The following is a 16,969-nucleotide window of genomic DNA, read 5'->3' on the forward strand; positions in this document are numbered from 1 at the left end:
TCGGAAAAAATGACCATAAAACCACTCCAGAATGGGATAAGCGTAAATTAATTAAAATGGACCGCTCATTTCAAGCCAGTTAAAACTATAGCCCTTTTAACTCCAGTACCCAGAACCCGATTATTAGAATAAGAGAAATAAACATTCCCCCAAAAACCATAAAAAGTCCGCGATTTTCTACTTTAATATTCTGGATCTCTTCTTCTAACATCTGTCTTTCAATATTTTCCAGCCTCAAATAATTCTTAACCCCAAGTTTAGAGGCTATCTTCCCTTTTGGGGTAAGCCTGATCTCTCCTCGGCGATTGATAGTAATTAACTCGTTTTGTCGTAGGGTATTAATAAAATTTATGGAAGTATTCTGCCTCAGTTCAGACACCATCATACCCTCACGAAACTCAGCACTTTTCATCTGTGTTCCCATATTAGTATTTCATTAACTTTTGATATTTCTAATTAACGAAAATTAACTTAATATTCAATATTTGCTACCTCTCCTATTATCAACATATTATCAACCAAGGTTATTAACATATAGGTAATTCAGGCAATACTAACGCAGATCATATTCTAAAATCGCTGTCGTTCCTGATTTTACAGGAATCAATTTAAACTGATCATTTCGTTTAACTTAAAACTCTAGGTCATGATCAATATTTTAATAGCAACCGACTTTTCGAGAGAAGCCTATTGCGCTCTTTATTATACGACTCGTTTGTTTAAACATCAGGTTTCAAAATTTCATATCGTCAACTTTTACGGAAATAAAATTCATAATACTATATATAGCCTTATTAACGAGGAGGAGTCCCTCAAAATACCGGAGTTAAAAAAGGAATCTGAGATCGATTCCCGGGAAACCCTCTACCATATCATCAGGGACACCGGAATTGAAAGAGACAGGTTCGAGATAATATGTTCTGAAAAGAAATTACCTAACGGAATCCCTGAACTCGTTAGGACAAAAGAAATAGACCTGGTGGTAATGGGTACGAAAAATCATGGCGGCACCTTAAAAACGATCACAGGAACCAATACCACACGCATCATAGACGGTGCACTACCTGTTCCGTTAATGATCATTCCGAGGGAACTTGATTTCCAGCCCCCGATTCATATTGGATTCGCCAGTGAACTTATTTTTGAATTTAATTTTGAGGCTCTGAAACTGCTAAAGAGCATCGCAAAAACTTTCAAATCAAATATTACTTTGATCCATGATGGTAGAGAAACTGAAATGTCACAGCGACAGTGGAAAAATTACAATGCTTTTAAAAACTTTTTCGAAGATGTGAAAGTAGATCTGAAATTTTCTTCCACCCATTTTGAGGTGTCAAGATCTATTGCCGATTTCGTAAAGAACAATCATATCGAAATGCTATGTATGAGTTATTACAAGCATTCGTTACCCGGAAAAATTTTCAGGGAACCGGTTGTTGAAAATCTTGATCGACATCTTTCATTTCCCTTCCTGATCTTACCAGATAAAGCAGTCAATAATATGAATTAGCATCATACAGATTTTAAACGAAAAGCGGTCGCCTGAAATCATCAAACGACCGCTTCGAAATACTTTATTATTTAATCAGATTTCGTTCAGAGTGGCTGCATCTATTCGAGCCAGCAAGTCATTCCAGTGAAACCTGGTAAGTTGATGATCTACGCGGTTCTTCCTTCGGTTAATGTCAGCTTTCAATTGCTCCATTTCTCCTCTCATTAGTGCCATGATATCAGACTTAAGCACCTCATCATTCTCACGTTCTTTAAGTTCCTTCAGGTAAGCTGAAGCAATATCTACATAGGAGCGCTGGAGATTTCTCCGGTAGGCATCGGTCTTCCTGGAATTATACAATTCACTGAATATTCCTTTACGAACATCCTCCATCATTTCAACGCTGGAATAGGCTTTTTTGGCATTCACTTCCTCATTGGTTATCATTCTCTTTAAACGATCTTTTTTCAGAAGCCTCTCCAAAGTCCAGGTTTGAATAGACTGTATTCTATCTATTGCTTCGGAAGCCTCTATCCTTCCAAGTAAATCCTGGTTCAGCATCCAATTGGGTGTTGTAAATGCTTCTTCATTCAGAAATTTCACGGCATTTTTCTGAATATCTGAAGGCACCGGTTCATAGACAACTCCGGCCTGATCTGAAGTCTTTCTGGTTTCATAGACACCACCAATATTGGTCACAACATGTGAGAGATAGCCTCGCCACATATAACCAAGTTCTCTGTAAACTTCCGCCAGTTCACCATATCCATAACCATCTTTTGAGGTCCAATCTACCAGGTTAGGAACTACCTTCTTTAAGTTGGCGATTCCATATTCACTGGCTTTAATCTGATCGGCACCCAGACTCTCACGCTGTGACTGAGGATCTGCCCCGGAATATCCATTGCCAAATTCATAAACCGGATCTCCAGCCTTCTCCAGGATCCATTTATCTAATGTGGCTTTTTCTTCCTTAGCCGAATCTGCTTCCGGAAGGAAACGATATCCCCAGTTTATAGCATAAAGATCATAAGGACCTAACATTCTAATATATCTCACATCCTCATCTCCCGGCTGAGCGACATAATTTACCCTGGCATAATCCATAATGGAAGGCGTTAGACCATATTTTTGGGTGAATTCTGCAGATCTTAGGGAATCTGTAGGGTAGGCAGAACTAGCTTTCATATTATGCGGCAGACCCAAAGCATGACCAACCTCGTGGGCGATCACCATTCGCATCATTTCTCCTATTTCCTCTTCAGGAGTGTTCAAGGTTCTGGCTTTGGGGTTCTGAGCCCCTGCTTCGATCATAAATCTATTTCGGTAAGATCTAAGATGATTATGATACCAGATAATGTCGCTTTCAATTATCTCTCCCGTGCGAGGATCAGACACAGATGGTCCCATTGCATTCCTGGTGGTACTGGCCACATAACGCACTACAGAATATCGAACATCTTCGGGGCTGAATCCAGGATCTTCCTCCTTACTTGGAGGATCCTTTGCGATAATGGCATTTTTAAATCCGGCCTTTTCGAATGCCACATTCCAGTCTTCGATACCCTGCTTAAAGTACGGCCTCCATTTTTCAGGTGTAGCCGGATCCAGATAATAAACGATAGGCTCAACAGGCTCCACAAGCTCTCCCCTCTTATAAGCTTCAATATCCTTCGGAACCAGTTTCCAGCGACGAATGATCTCATAATCATCAGCCTTCAGCTCCTCAGAATCATAATCATATTTGTCTATGGTGAACCAGCCCACCCTGTCATTGGCAAGTCTTGGCCGCATTTTATCTTCAGGAAGAAGAATCATAGACTGATTCAGCAGCATGGAAATAGTTCCAGCCTGATCACGATCGGGAGGAGTTTCAGCTTCATAGGTCATCACATGCTTAACTTCGATATTTTTCGGGTAGGCATGAGCAGATTCAATATAAGACCTGCTATTGTCCAGTTTCTTAACCTTGTATCTTTTTCGAAGGCTGGAGGAAATTCCGTTAATGGCATCCACCTCTTTCTCAAAAAGTCCGCTAGCATCTATGACCACACTTGTAGAATCATTGTTCCATGTTTCAATTTTCGAACTGAAAAGAATAGGAAAGAAATTATTTGCCTGTACCGACTTGTAAATAGGAGACTCTTCATCACTCTGGTTTTCGAAACTTATCACTTTCATATCCACATTTCCATCGCGCTTTACCCAACGAACTACCTGCTCATTCACTTTGGAACCAGCATTCACGTATCCGCCTCCAAATCTAGAAGGAACTCCCGCGATCCTGCTAACCAACAGCATATCCTTTTCAAAAAGTTCAGTGGGGATCTCGAAATATAATTTATCGTCTACAAAATGCGTTGTAAAAAGGCCTTCATCAGATTTTGCTTTTGCAGTAATCACTTGAGAATACTCCTTTAAATCTGATTCTTTCTTCTCGGATTTTGATGATTCCTGGGTAACCGCTTTTGGCGATTTACAGCCAAGGCCAAGGGTTGCGAACATACCCAGCAATAGTATTTTTTTGATCATGAATAAAATTTTGCTTTCGAAGATAGGGAAAGCTATAAAATCATGGAAAGTTTGGATGGATATATAGAAAATTCAAAATAAAAATAAAATGAAAACCCCCAAAATTTACATCCTGAGGGTTCTGAACAATATTTTTTTTGATTATGGTTTAGCTCCTCCTATACAGCTCATGATTACATCTTTTTCCTCTCCAGTGATAAGACCAGCTTTTTTCCAATCGTTTAGCAATTTTGTAGAATTTCGGGAAAATTCTCCATTACTGGTTGAGTTTTCCCTAATTTCATTTATGAAATCTTTGATCGTACCACCATTGGTAATGATTCTATTTTCAACTCCAGAATCACAATCATCTATAACAAAGGTTTCACTGAGATCAGAATTATCAAAATCATCGTCATCATCTAAAACTCCATCATTATCATCATCTTCGTCACAGGCATCGCCTTCTCCATCCCCATCAAAATCGATTTGATCCGCATTTGGTGCTACTGGACAATTATCATTTTCATTTAAAACATCATCTCCATCGAGGTCATCATCGCAAACATCACCTATCCCGTCTGCATCTAAATCCGCTTGATCTGAGTTTCCATTATAAGGACAGTTATCATCAATATTATTTACACCGTCATCATCTATATCACAAGAACCTCTAAGAGTTATCCTTGACCAGTCAATAGCAAACATATCTCCATTGCCGTAAACTTCAACTTCAATTAGACCATCATTGGCAAATTCAGCATCCTTCCCAAAAAATTCAAATATTTGTTCTTTAGGAGAAATGCCAGATCCTCCATTAGGAATCAAGCTATATTCCTGTCCATCAAAATATATTTTACCTTCAGAGTCAGGTTCAGTACCAATTTCTCGAACTATGATTTCCAAATAAGTTGCCTTGTATCCCTCACATGGATTAATTTTTCCACTTAAATTAAGACGCCAAGATGCATTTTCAATAGTTTTATCAAAAAAGATGGACTCTTCATCTGGCTCTGTCATATCAAACTCTCCATTAGGAACTGGACTATTTCCGAAACCAAAATTATCTTTATCTCCCTTCAAGGTAACAAACCTCTCACTCATCTTTTCTATATCTAATAACATGCTCTCTGAGTAAGAGACAGCATATTTTTCATTTGGTATGTTTAAATAATAATATCCATCAATTATACCTTCATTATTAAAGGTAGGTAAAATTTTACCTTTATTGCTTGACAAAGGAAAAGACTCCTCTGCATTATCGACTAACTGAACTACTTCCATTTCAGGGTCTGACACTTCTTCTTTGGAGCAGCTAACAAAGATTATCAAAAACAACGTTAGTACCCCTGAAAAACTTTTTAGAGTTTTCATAATAATGAATTTTCGTTAATATTTTATTGAAAAAAATCGGATGGGGCACAACGATCAATTAATCAAATATAACAACTAAAAAAAGATTTCCCATACCCGCAAATGGGTATAATTACCTATTGCACAGTTTTTTAGATGAATATCATATTTTTACCGATGAATGAAAGTGATATAACGATTTGAGTTGAAAAAATCCTCAATTAAAGATAATATCAACACCTTTTTTGTACTAATTTATATTAAGCAGAGTCTAGAAGGATATAATCTGATTTAAATTTCTAAGGTGATTATTGTAGCATTGTAAAGACTTGAAAATAAAAAACGAAAACTCCTAAAAAACAAAAAACCCTCAAAATCAAATGATTAAGAGGGCCTTTGGTACTCGGAGCGGGACTTGAACCCGCACGACCGTTGCTGGTCATTGGATTTTAAGTCCAACGTGTCTACCAATTCCACCATCCGAGCGTAAGTTTATAAATGAGCGAAAAACGGGATTCGAACCCGCGACCTCCACCTTGGCAAGGTGGCGCTCTACCAACTGAGCTATTTTCGCGATTTTTAAGAACAACGCAATATCGGCGACGCCTTTATTGCGGAGGCAAATTTAAGACAAATCTTATAATGGCAAAGAATTTTTTTAGAAAAAAGCCCTTCAAAAATGAATAAATTCAAGCAAAGGATTTTACTCCTTCATAATGAGGTAAGAGCAAAAGGAAATTAGTTATTAATGAGATCCTGAAACAAGTTCAGGATGACACTTAACAATGATCAAATAGCAGTGATCAACTATCAATAAATATTGATAATTGCTTATTGTTTATTGTTTATTGATAACATCCTTTTGATTTCGTTCAGCTTCATCAATGCTTCCACCGGAGTAAGCTTATCTATATCTATTCCTAGCAATTCCTGCTTCAAATCTTCTAGTAACGGATCGTCCAGATTAAAGAAGCTCAGTTGCATTTCATCTTCTGCCGATTTCTTCAGGATCTCTCCGGAATCTTCCATGGAGTGAGAGGCTTCCAGTTTTTTGAGGATCTTATTCGCCCGGTGCAAAACCATTTGAGGCATTCCCGCCATCTTAGCCACGTGAATTCCAAAACTATGCTCACTTCCTCCGGGAACAAGTTTTCTTAAGAACAGCACATTGTCCTTTAATTCCTTTACCGAAACATTATAATTCTTAATTCTGCCAAAGGTATCGCACATCTCATTAAGCTCATGATAATGAGTAGCAAAGAGCGTTTTTGGTTTTGCTGGATGTTCATGTAAATATTCACTTATTGCCCAGGCGATGGAAATCCCATCATAAGTACTGGTACCCCGGCCAATTTCATCTAGCAATACCAGGCTTCGGCCTGAAATATTGTTTAGAATGCTCGCCGTTTCGTTCATTTCTACCATAAAGGTCGATTCACCCATAGAAATATTATCACTTGCCCCTACCCTGGTAAAGATCTTGTCTACAAGACCAATCTCAGCCGCCCTGGCCGGAACAAAACTTCCCATCTGAGCCATAAGAACAATTAATGCCGTTTGCCTGAGAATTGCCGATTTACCACTCATGTTTGGCCCGGTGATCATAATGATCTGCTGTTCCTCCCTATCCAAATACAGATCGTTGGTTACATAAACTTCTCCGGATGGAAGTTGTTTCTCGATCACAGGATGTCTTCCTTCTTCTATGTTAAGTGAATGACTATCTGTGATCTCGGGTTTGCTGTAATTTTCAGCTTGCGCCTGCTGGGCAAAGGAGCATAAACAATCAAGTCTCGCAATAAGCCTGGCATTCTGTTGAACCGGGTTTATGTATTCAGCCATCCAGGCCACTAGTTTGCCAAAAAGCTGTTGCTCCAGCTGCAGTATTTTTTCTTCTGCTCCCAGGATCTTCGATTCATATTCTTTCAGCTCTTCAGTTATATAACGCTCGGCATTCACCAGGGTTTGCTTTCTTATCCATCCTTCGGGAACTTTATCTTTATGCGTATTCCTTACTTCTATATAATAGCCATAAACATTGTTATTGCCGATCTTGAGTGATGAGATCCCGGTTGCCTCGGTTTCCCTTTTTATCATATTTTCCAGGTAATCCTTCCCTGAAAAGGCAATATCCCGAAGATCATCCAGCTCCTTAGAAAAACCTTTGGCGATCACATTTCCTTTTTGAACATTTACAGGAGCATCTTCACTGATACTCTCAGAAATTTTTGCCCTTAAAATATCACAGGAATGCAAATTATCTCCAATGATCTTCAGGGCTTCGTTATCGCATTCAAGGGAAAGCTTCTTAACTGGCAGGATCGCATTTAAAGAATGTAACAACTGGTTTACCTCACGCGGACTAATTCTCTGTGTCGCTACCTTAGAAATCAACCTTTCCAGGTCACTTATTTCCCTTATTTGGTCTTGAATATCAGCAAGTATTTCTGGGTGCTTTATTAAAAAATCTACAACTTCCAGTCTTTTCTTGATCTGTTCTGAATTTTTCAAAGGAAGAGCCAACCAGCGTTTTAAAAGCCGGCCGCCCATGGGTGAGATCGTCTTATCGATCACATCCAGCAGGGTAACCGCATTTGCCGCGGTTGACTGGTATAACTCCAGGTTCCTAATAGTAAATCTGTCCATCCACACATATTCCTCTTCAGCGATACGATTTATTGAAGTGATATGCTGAAGTCGGTGATGCCGCGTTTCCGCTAAATAATAAAGTACCGCTCCCGAAGCGATAATACCTTCTTCCAGGTGGTCTACACCAAAACCTTTCAAGGATTTTGTATTAAAATGTCCGTTCAGCGTTTCCCCGGCATAATCGATTTTAAATATCCAGTCGTCAAGATAAAAGCAATGGTGGTCTTTACCGAAACCATCAGCGAATTCCTTTTTGTATTTTTTCTGAATAAGGATCTCGCTTGGACTGAAGTTCTGAAGCAATTTATCTATATATTCCCTATTGCCTCGAGCACACAGGAATTCCCCGGTTGAAACATCCAGAAAGGAAATTCCGAGATTCTTTTTTCCGAAGTGAACCGCACAAAGAAAATTATTCGATTTGCTATGCAGGATATCGTCGTTCATCGCCACCCCGGGAGTCACCAGTTCAGTTACCCCACGTTTTACAATGGTCTTGGTCATTTTAGGATCTTCCAGTTGATCACAGATAGCTACCCGTTGCCCTGCTTTTACCAGTTTTGGCAAATAGGTATTTAAAGAATGATGTGGAAATCCGGCCAACTCGGTACGCTCGCTACCGTTATTACGATTGGTAAGAACAATATTCAATATTCGGGCAGCTTTTACCGCATCTTCTCCAAAGGTTTCATAAAAATCTCCTACTCTAAAGAGCAACATAGCATCTGGGTATTTCTGCTTGATGCTATTATACTGCTTCATTAAGGGGGTTACCTTCGGGGTTTTCTTTGCTGCCAATTTGCCGGAATTTTATTGGTCGCTAAAGTAAATAAACTATGGCATTTTTATAAAATTAGCCCGGTTCAATTTTCCCATAACTTATGAAAATATCCTACCTGAACTATTGATATCCGGCAGCCTGAAGATTGAAAAGTTCGGCATACAATTTATCATTTTTCATCAGCTCCTGGTGAGTTCCAATTTCGAGTACCGCTCCATCCTTTAAAACCATGATGCGGTCTGCGATCCTAACCGTACTGAATCTATGCGAAATGATCACCGCGGTTTTCCCCTGAGTTAGCTGTATAAATCTCTGGAAGGCCTCGGTTTCGGCACGTGCGTCCAGGGCCGATGTTGGTTCATCCAGGATCAATACTTCTGAATCTTTCATATAAGCCCTGGCTATGGCGATCTTTTGCCACTGTCCGCCGGAAAGGTCTTTACCATGTTTAAATCTTTTCCCCAGGGGTTGCTCGTAACCAAGAGGAAGGTCGCTTACTACTTCGCGAGCAAGACTTTTCTCGGCAGCGCCATCGATCCTATCCTGATTTGAAATTTGATCAATTTCTCCCATGGCAATGTTTTCTCTTAGAGTTAATTCAAATTTCACAAAATCCTGGAAGATCACTCCAAAATATTGCTGATAGGCCGTCTGGTCATATTTTTTTATCGGAATTCCATCTAAAAGAATCTCACCTTCGGTTGGTTCATAGAATTGAAGCAGAAGTTTGATCAGCGTAGTTTTTCCGGCACCATTTTCTCCAACAAAAGCAAGCTTCTCCCCAGCCTTTAATTCGAAATTGATATTTCTTACCACCCATTTTTCAGATTTAGGGTATTTAAAACCAACGTTCCGAAATTCAAATCCTGTCTGGATTTCTTCTGGCAGCGGAAGCTTTTCAGAATCACTTTTTTCAGCAAAACTAAGGTCCAGGAACTCGAAATAATCCTGCAGGTAAAGAGCGCTTTCAGTGATAGCAGTGAAACGTGTAAAGAAACCCTGCAATTTCGACCTCAGCCGGTTGAATGAGCCAGATAGAAATGTAAGGTCTCCCAGGCTAAAAATTCCAGCTACAGTTCGAAAAATGATGATCACATAAGCACCGTAATAAGCACCTGTTCCAATTACATTAAAAATAGATCCCCAGCCGGCTCGTTGTTTGGCCAGTCTTTTACTTTGTAAATAATATTTATCGGAAAGGCCTTTAAATCGATCGGCCAGGTAGTTAGATAGACCGAATAATTTTACCTCTTTCGCCGTCACATCACTGGCTCCGGCATAACGAAGGTAATCCAGTTCTCTTCTTTCCTGCGTCCAGCTCCTGGCCAGTGAGTAACTTGTTCCACTAAACTTGATCTCGTTAATAACAGTCGGGATAATGGACACAATGAGCAAAATGATTAACCAGGGCTCAAAACTTACTACCCCTGCCAGCAATGAGAGGATGACAATAACATCTTCTCCCTGAGTGAGAATGTTGGACATTAACCCAACTCTTCCGGTGGTTTGCTGCCTGGCCCTTTCGAGTTTATCGTAGAATTCAGAGTCTTCAAGCTGATCCAAATTTAGCTCTGAAGTCTTTTTTATGATCTTAACCGAAGTATCTATAGAATACTGGTCTCCCAAAAGTGCATCGCTGAGACTTATTCCACGGCTTAGCAGATCTGATAAAATGGCCAGGCCAAATTCTGCTGCCACTAGAACCCAAAGTTGATTCAGATCTTGTGTTTCTGCAGAGATCTGAAGTACCACCTCATCAATGATCAGTTTTCCCAGCCACAGCATTATTACGGGAAGTATAGCATTTAAAATTCTCCCAATCACATTAGAATAGAAAAGAAGAGGATTTACCCTTCTTATTTCTTTGAAAAAACGTGGTACAAATTTCAGAGAGGCAAAACTTTCCCTGAAGTTGATATTATTGGTTTCAAATGATTTTTTAGGTCTTGGCAATCTGGATAAATTTAAACTGGGTACAATTTAGGGCTAAAACTTTCAAATAAATGAGTCGGTAAACCATTACTAAAATTTCAATATAAAAAAATGACACCCGGAAGTGCCATTTTTCTCTCAACATAATTAAACTAAACTATTGAGAACGATTACTAAGGTCATCATTCAATTTATACATATATGCCCAGGAATCTTTAAGTGCCTCTCTGAACTTGGTTCTCATTTTAGTCATTTTATCCTTGCCATGCTTCTCCTCGTAGATATCCCAAGGGCCGTCCCATTCAGCGTCAAGCCCGGCATAATTCTTATAAGGAAGGGAAACCATATAATCTGGCGCATCTGGACCTCCACCTACAAAGTCATACCAATATCCCAAAGGCTCACCTTTTACCTCGCGGTATGTAGAAGACACTTCTTTTACAACCTCATTGAAATCGGTAGAATTTTTTGTGGAAAAGAAAGTAACCCAAACCACCTGATTATCTGTTGAAGGAGCCCGGCTTAATTCTGGCATAGTTGTAGCCATATTACGCTGCATACTTTCTACATAAGGAAATACATCTGTTCGGAAAATCTCCTGGCAGGCAGTATCTGCTTCTTCAGGTCCTTCATCCATTTCAGCGAATTTATCCATATAAAAAGTTACCGCAACCACTCCAGATTCTCCCTGAACGCGGTTCCATACATTCCAGGTATCCACACCCTTATTCTCAATGTAGCAGTCTTTCCATTTTTTCATGCCTTCACTGAATTTCTGGCCCTGATTCATTTTAATTTTTAGTTCGAACATTTGCAGGATCCTGGTCTCCTGCTCCTGACCTACTCCCAAAAATGGGATAAGCAGGAATAATACGAATAATCTTTTCATAATTGGTTGGTTTTTAGCAGTTAACATAATATAATTTACTGAATTTCACTGAACTAAACATTAAGGCATTGATGAAAAGCCTTAAAAAATTGTTCAAAGGCTTAAACCTGTAGGATGAATCCTAAGAATTTGATATGCATGGTGGAGAACAGTTTTAAAATAAGAGTTATTCTATAAGATAAGATATTTGCTTCTCCCAGTTTTTATTTGAAAAAGGCAATTCTCTTTCCTAAAAAACTTGAACACCATACCGGAAGGCTGATCAAACCAGCGAAAAGTTCTGGGAGGAATATCAAAGCCTCCCATAGCATTCCCTTCCGGCCCAACTAATTTGCAATTTACCGTGTCGTTGCTTGCATTATAAACAGGATAATTATCGATCTTCATCATTATCCTTGGTTTAATAAATAACTCAGGATCTACAATACTGGTGTCACAGTCGAATTTGGGAAGGGGCGTATAGGCGAGATCTTTAAATACCCTATCCAGGTTCGCCTCTCCGTTTATAATTTCAATTTCAGCAAGGGTTGTAGCATGCAGACTTTTTAGACTTCTAAAACTGTTGAGTGCATCTCTGTCATTGTTTTGATAGGCTCTTAATCTTGTTCTGAAAAAAGGATCATCTTCATAAGCCTGTCGGAATCCTTAATATCCAGCCCTATCCATTTGTAAGAAACATTCCAGTTGTTAACCTGCAGGGCGATGAGTATTCCAACCACTACCAGGATAATTTCTCCTATGGCATATATTAAGTACTTGGTGAACCTGTTCTTACTAAGTAATCGCCTGCGTATTTTTCGAAAAAAAACTAATCACGCCGATGAATCACTAAGATATTCCAGAAATTGCTCAAATAGACCTAAAATATTTCTGATCAAATCTCTTTGGGCCGAAACAGTTTCCAGTTTAAACGTTATCAGGTTCCAGAGATACATATTATCATCTAAAGCTGTAAAATCAGTCTTAGGACCACCCTCAATCAAATAATTCTTGTGTTGGTCTAAGGCCACATCTGAATAATTTATATGATTGTGAAAATAGGGTTCAATGGAGTTGGCATATTGATCATGTACATATCGATTAGATTCAGCAACTGCATTTAAATAATATCTGGTTCCTATGAGATAGAATCCAAGACTATCGGTACTTTGGTTAAGTAATTCCATTCTACTCATCAGGCTCTCGGAATGGGGCATCTGTAGCTGAATAGTGTAATCTGTACCCAAAGCACCAATTCTAGACTCCAGCATTTTCAGACTATCACCCTGATTACTTTTTAAAATGATCAGACTTTCCTTTAGTTTTTCAATTAAAGTATCATTTACTTTTTCCTGAAATTCGAGAGTCTTGATATTCATTTTCAACTCCCTCTTAATCTTAGATAAATTTGTACTTAACTGATCTCTGGACTTATTTCTTTCATTCATATTATTAACCTCCAGGGCGATCAGGATACCTACTACCACCAGAAAAATTTCTCCCAAAGCATATAGCAAATACCTCGTGAACCTGTTTTCACGAAGGAGCTGCCGTCGTATTTTTCGGAAAAAATGTATCATCAGAAAATCCGATTATAATAAAAATACTACCTGCTTAAATGAAGGTAGCGCTGATATAATAAAGCACGATGATCAGTAAAAAAATGAATTGTATAGCCAGAAATTTCAAGGCCTTCTGGACATTTTGAAACTTCAGATTGGCGATCTTAGCATTGATGAAAATCTGCTGCCCTAACTGATCGAATAACTGGTCTTCATCGATACTTATGGAAAAAAAGGTTTTGGAAAACTCCTTGATATCTCCAAACTTGGTGATCACATCTCCGAAGAAGAAAATATTTCGGTCGTATTTAGATTCTATTCGAGGCATAAAACATCGAATACTGTAATAAATGGAGATCACCGCGCACCCAAACCAGATAGTAAGTAGAATATAGATGATGGTATCATTTTCAAAATGACCCAGGACCAAATTAATATTCTGATAAACAAAGTTTAGAAGGATCCCGTAAAAAGATAAGATAAGACCTGCCTTTATCTCTGAAGCCTTTATAAGACTGGATACATAACTAATACTACCCCAGTAATGGTCAATAAGATCATCGGTATGCTTATTCTTTAAATGAGCTGAAGGTTTAGTTTCAGGTTTCTCCATAATAGATAATTCTGGCAAGGTTAATTTTTCCCATGGCACACAAATGCCCCCTGGAGAAAAATGTTATTCAGATTTATTTTAGTAAAGTATATTATCCAGGATCTTATCCAGCGTATTCTCCATCATACTGAATTTCTTATCTGAAAAGAACACTTCAAACATCTCCCTCCTTAGCTCGGTGAGTTCTTTATGCGAATATTCATGAACGGCCAGGTTATCCTGAATTTTCTCCAGGCTTTCTTCTTCTGTATCGCCAGAAAATTCTTTATACATTTTTTCGAATGTAGCCTTATCGGTCTTGGATTTGATCAAATTAATCTCTTCTTCGGTCTCATTAGAATCTGCATTTGCACACAGCAAAAGAATATAGATCTGCAGTTCGGTTTTGGTCCAGTTTTGCTCTTCGCTACTCATAACTTTATTCTTTTGGTTGGTTTGGTATTTAGCTTCTGCCCTATATGATCTTATCGAATTTGCCCAAAAAGAAGAGGCAGTTTTCAGTAAGGCAAAAGATCACTTCTAATCTACTAAATAATTAGTAAACAAACATTTATAGATATAAGCTAATTTTAATTCAACCAAAAAAAAGACTGCTTTATCCTCAAATTTTTAAAGGATAAGGCAGTCTTAAAAGTTCGAACAAACTAGTTATGCTATTATTCTTGCAGACTATTCTTTATACTTATCGAACCAGGCAAGAATTGAGGCTATTTTCGCGATAAGGTTGCTAGGTTTATTCGCAATTCCATGAGAAGCACCAGGGATTCTTACCATGGCAGACTCCACTCCTTCCAGTTTAAGAGCAGTATAGAATTGTTCAGATTCGGCTATTGGAGTTCGATAATCCTCTTCCCCGGTTAAGAGCATGGTGGGAGTAGTTACATTTCCCACATACGAAAGTGGAGACCTTTTCAGGTAAGGCTCAGGATCTTCCCAGGGTTTGTTCGGAAACCAGTATTTACTGAAAAATGCCGGGTTATCTGCGTAAAGAACAAAACTATACCAGTTGATCACCGGCTTGGCAACCACGGCTGCCTTAAAACGATCGGTTTTTCCAACTATCCAGGCTGTAAGAACTCCGCCACCGCTTCCACCGGTAACGAAAAGGTTATCTTCATCAATGAAACCTTTACCAATAGCAGCATCTACACCAGACATCAAATCCTCATAATCATGATTTGGATAATCGTGATGAATTAGGTTTCCGAAATCTTTCCCATAACCACTACTCCCTCTTGGGTTGGAATAAAGCACTACATATCCCGCAGCAGCGAATGCCTGAATCTCGGCGGAAAAAACACTTCCATAACTGGCAAAGGGTCCACCGTGAATTTCCAGGATAAAAGGATATTTTTTATCAGGATCGAAATCTGGTGGTGTTACCAACCAACCCTGAATTTCCTTTCCGTCAAAAGAGGACTTCCAGGTCAGTTCTTCTACATTTCCTAGCTTTCGATAAGAAAAAAGGTCTTCATTTAAATTGGTGAGGCGCTTAGATTTTCTTCCATCGTGAACGGCAAGGTCAGCCGGATGCATGGTAGTGCCAATAGTATAGGCAAGGTCTCCTGCTTCAGAAACAGAAAAAGAGGCAGAATTATACGGCCTTCCCAAGGATAATCCTCCCAGATCTTCAGCAAGTACTTTCGTATTCCCCTTAATATCCATATATCCTAACTTGGTTTTACCATGATCATCATAATGGAAATAAAGACCACTACCTTTCGAATCCCAATGAATATCCTGGATACTCCTGTCGAAATCACCAGAGATCATCTTTGGTTCATTGCTTTTGGCGTCCATGATATAAAGGTGATTAATATTGTAACCCAGGTATTCATCATCGTAACCCAAGAAAGCGATGGTATTCTCATTTGGCGAAACCTGTGGGTTGGTATCTGGCCCAAACCTTTCGGTTAGTACGTTTACATTTAGGTTTTCCAGATCCAGTTCATAAAGTTCTGAATTTGCAGGTTCCAGGTCTGAATTTTCATGGAGATTCGCGGAAAAGAATAATTTTTTGTCATTGGCAGACCAGACCGGTGCACCATGATCCTTATCACTGAACGTAAGTTGTCTTGGAGATCCTCCATTAGCAGAAATTGTAAATATCTGCCGGTTTCCATCTTTTAGATACCCATTCCCGTCACCACGGTATTTAAGATCATCAATAAATACTGGCCCGTCATTCCATTTTGCACCTTCAGGCTTGGCAGGCATTTTAATGAAAGATTCAGACTTTTGTGGAACAAACATGGTAAAGGCTAGCTTTTTTCCATCATTAGACCAACTGATACCTCCAGGTGTTTGGCTGGTATTCATCAAAGGAAAGCTCTCTTTTGAATCAACCCACATCAGGAAAAGTTTCGTTTTATCATCCTGCATATTTGAAAGAAAAATGATCCTTTTTCCATCCTTAGACCAACGCGGACTGTGGTCGTTCTGGTTACCGGTGGTGAGCGGACGGTTTTGAGACCCGTCGGCATTAACGATCCACAGGTTAGACAGATTTTTATCGGTCATGATATCTTTAAAATTCCGAACATAGATCACCTTTTCTCCATCTGGGGAGATCTGAGGATCTGAAACATATTCATAATCATAAATATCAAGAAGTTCCAGGGCAGAACTTTCCTGACTGAAACTGTGACTTGAGATAATAAAAAGAAAGAAGAATAGGAGTAGTTTTTTCATAAATATGATTTAAAAAAAAGATGGGATTAAAATATCCCATCTAAATTAAACTTTTATATTGAAAATTCTATTCTCTCCTTCCCATCGTATTTTTCCAGTCTTCCACATAAGACATGAACTCCTCCAGCTTGGCCATTGCCTTGTCCTGCCCGCCGGCGATCTTGGCCATGGATTTCATCCATTCAACATCTTCTGGGGTCATTTTATAATTCAGGGTTTCAACACCGTCTTTCATATCCCAGATTACCATCATATCATAATCTGAATATGATAAATGGTAGGTTGTTGGCGCATCTATGCCAGCATCCTGATCTGCCTTAACAAAGTAATTTTCAACAATGCTCATCGCCGGATCTTTTTTCATAGGCTTGAATTTGATGTAAGAGATACTAACCCACTCCGGATTCTCATATTTCTCTGCCTTCATCTCCTGTGCAAAACTGAAATTTGATGCGATTACAAAAATCACTACAACTAAAATTGTCTGAAATCTTTTCATAATGGTTGGTTTTAAAAA

Annotated in this window: 14 protein-coding genes and 2 tRNA genes; 1 reads left to right on the forward strand and 15 read right to left on the reverse strand. The window is 38.9% G+C overall.

Annotated elements, in window-relative coordinates:
* Positions 1-85: 85 nt before the first annotated feature.
* Positions 86-424: a hypothetical protein gene (locus ML462_RS01665; RefSeq protein WP_240711994.1), complete on the reverse strand. Its 339-nt coding sequence runs from the start codon at positions 422-424 to the stop codon at positions 86-88.
* A 222-nt stretch (positions 425-646) separates the two neighbouring features.
* Between ML462_RS01665 and ML462_RS01670 the strand changes: the two genes are divergently transcribed.
* On the forward strand, positions 647-1,510 hold the full coding sequence (locus tag ML462_RS01670) for a universal stress protein (RefSeq protein ID WP_240711995.1): 864 nt from the start codon (positions 647-649) through the stop codon (positions 1,508-1,510).
* A 75-nt stretch (positions 1,511-1,585) separates the two neighbouring features.
* Here ML462_RS01670 and ML462_RS01675 read toward each other — a convergent pair whose 3' ends face one another.
* The 14 genes from ML462_RS01675 to ML462_RS01735 all read right to left on the reverse strand — a co-directional run bounded on the left by ML462_RS01675 (position 1,586) and on the right by ML462_RS01735 (position 16,951).
* A complete protein-coding gene (locus ML462_RS01675; protein ID WP_240711996.1) occupies positions 1,586-4,024 on the reverse strand; it encodes a zinc-dependent metalloprotease in 2,439 nt (812 codons plus the stop codon).
* A 141-nt stretch (positions 4,025-4,165) separates the two neighbouring features.
* Positions 4,166-5,377: a thrombospondin type 3 repeat-containing protein gene (locus ML462_RS01680; RefSeq protein ID WP_240711997.1), complete on the reverse strand. Its 1,212-nt coding sequence runs from the start codon at positions 5,375-5,377 to the stop codon at positions 4,166-4,168.
* Positions 5,378-5,753: 376 nt separating this feature from the next.
* Positions 5,754-5,842: transfer RNA gene (locus ML462_RS01685), tRNA-Leu, on the reverse strand.
* Positions 5,843-5,857: 15 nt separating this feature from the next.
* Positions 5,858-5,930 (reverse strand) — tRNA-Gly (locus ML462_RS01690).
* A 257-nt stretch (positions 5,931-6,187) separates the two neighbouring features.
* Positions 6,188-8,767 carry a DNA mismatch repair protein MutS gene (gene mutS / locus ML462_RS01695; RefSeq protein WP_240712906.1) on the reverse strand — a complete coding sequence of 860 codons (2,580 nt, stop codon included), beginning with the start codon at positions 8,765-8,767 and terminating at the stop codon, positions 6,188-6,190.
* A 139-nt stretch (positions 8,768-8,906) separates the two neighbouring features.
* A complete protein-coding gene (locus tag ML462_RS01700) occupies positions 8,907-10,739 on the reverse strand; it encodes an ABC transporter ATP-binding protein (RefSeq protein WP_240711998.1) in 1,833 nt (610 codons plus the stop codon).
* A 136-nt stretch (positions 10,740-10,875) separates the two neighbouring features.
* On the reverse strand, positions 10,876-11,607 hold the full coding sequence (locus tag ML462_RS01705; protein WP_240711999.1) for a hypothetical protein: 732 nt from the start codon (positions 11,605-11,607) through the stop codon (positions 10,876-10,878).
* Positions 11,608-11,778: 171 nt separating this feature from the next.
* Positions 11,779-11,997 (reverse strand): hypothetical protein, encoded by a 219-nt coding sequence (locus ML462_RS01710; protein WP_240712000.1) that lies wholly within the window; start codon positions 11,995-11,997, stop codon positions 11,779-11,781.
* Between the two features lie 206 nt (positions 11,998-12,203).
* A complete protein-coding gene (locus tag ML462_RS16045) occupies positions 12,204-12,326 on the reverse strand; it encodes a hypothetical protein (protein WP_262914719.1) in 123 nt (40 codons plus the stop codon).
* A gap of 93 nt (positions 12,327-12,419) precedes the next feature.
* Positions 12,420-13,166, reverse strand: coding sequence for a DUF6090 family protein (locus tag ML462_RS01715; protein WP_240712001.1), 747 nt, complete (start codon positions 13,164-13,166; stop codon positions 12,420-12,422).
* Positions 13,167-13,200: 34 nt separating this feature from the next.
* Positions 13,201-13,761 carry a Pycsar system effector family protein gene (locus ML462_RS01720; protein WP_240712002.1) on the reverse strand — a complete coding sequence of 187 codons (561 nt, stop codon included), beginning with the start codon at positions 13,759-13,761 and terminating at the stop codon, positions 13,201-13,203.
* A gap of 78 nt (positions 13,762-13,839) precedes the next feature.
* Positions 13,840-14,175: a hypothetical protein gene (locus tag ML462_RS01725; RefSeq protein ID WP_240712003.1), complete on the reverse strand. Its 336-nt coding sequence runs from the start codon at positions 14,173-14,175 to the stop codon at positions 13,840-13,842.
* A gap of 255 nt (positions 14,176-14,430) precedes the next feature.
* Entirely contained in the window at positions 14,431-16,452 is a 2,022-nt protein-coding gene (locus ML462_RS01730; protein WP_240712004.1) for a S9 family peptidase, read from the reverse strand.
* Positions 16,453-16,519: 67 nt separating this feature from the next.
* Positions 16,520-16,951, reverse strand: coding sequence for a hypothetical protein (locus ML462_RS01735; protein ID WP_240712005.1), 432 nt, complete (start codon positions 16,949-16,951; stop codon positions 16,520-16,522).
* Positions 16,952-16,969 lie beyond the last annotated feature (18 nt).

This window comes from Christiangramia lutea, from assembly GCF_022489035.1.
Classification (GTDB): Bacteria; Bacteroidota; Bacteroidia; order Flavobacteriales; family Flavobacteriaceae; genus Christiangramia; species Christiangramia lutea.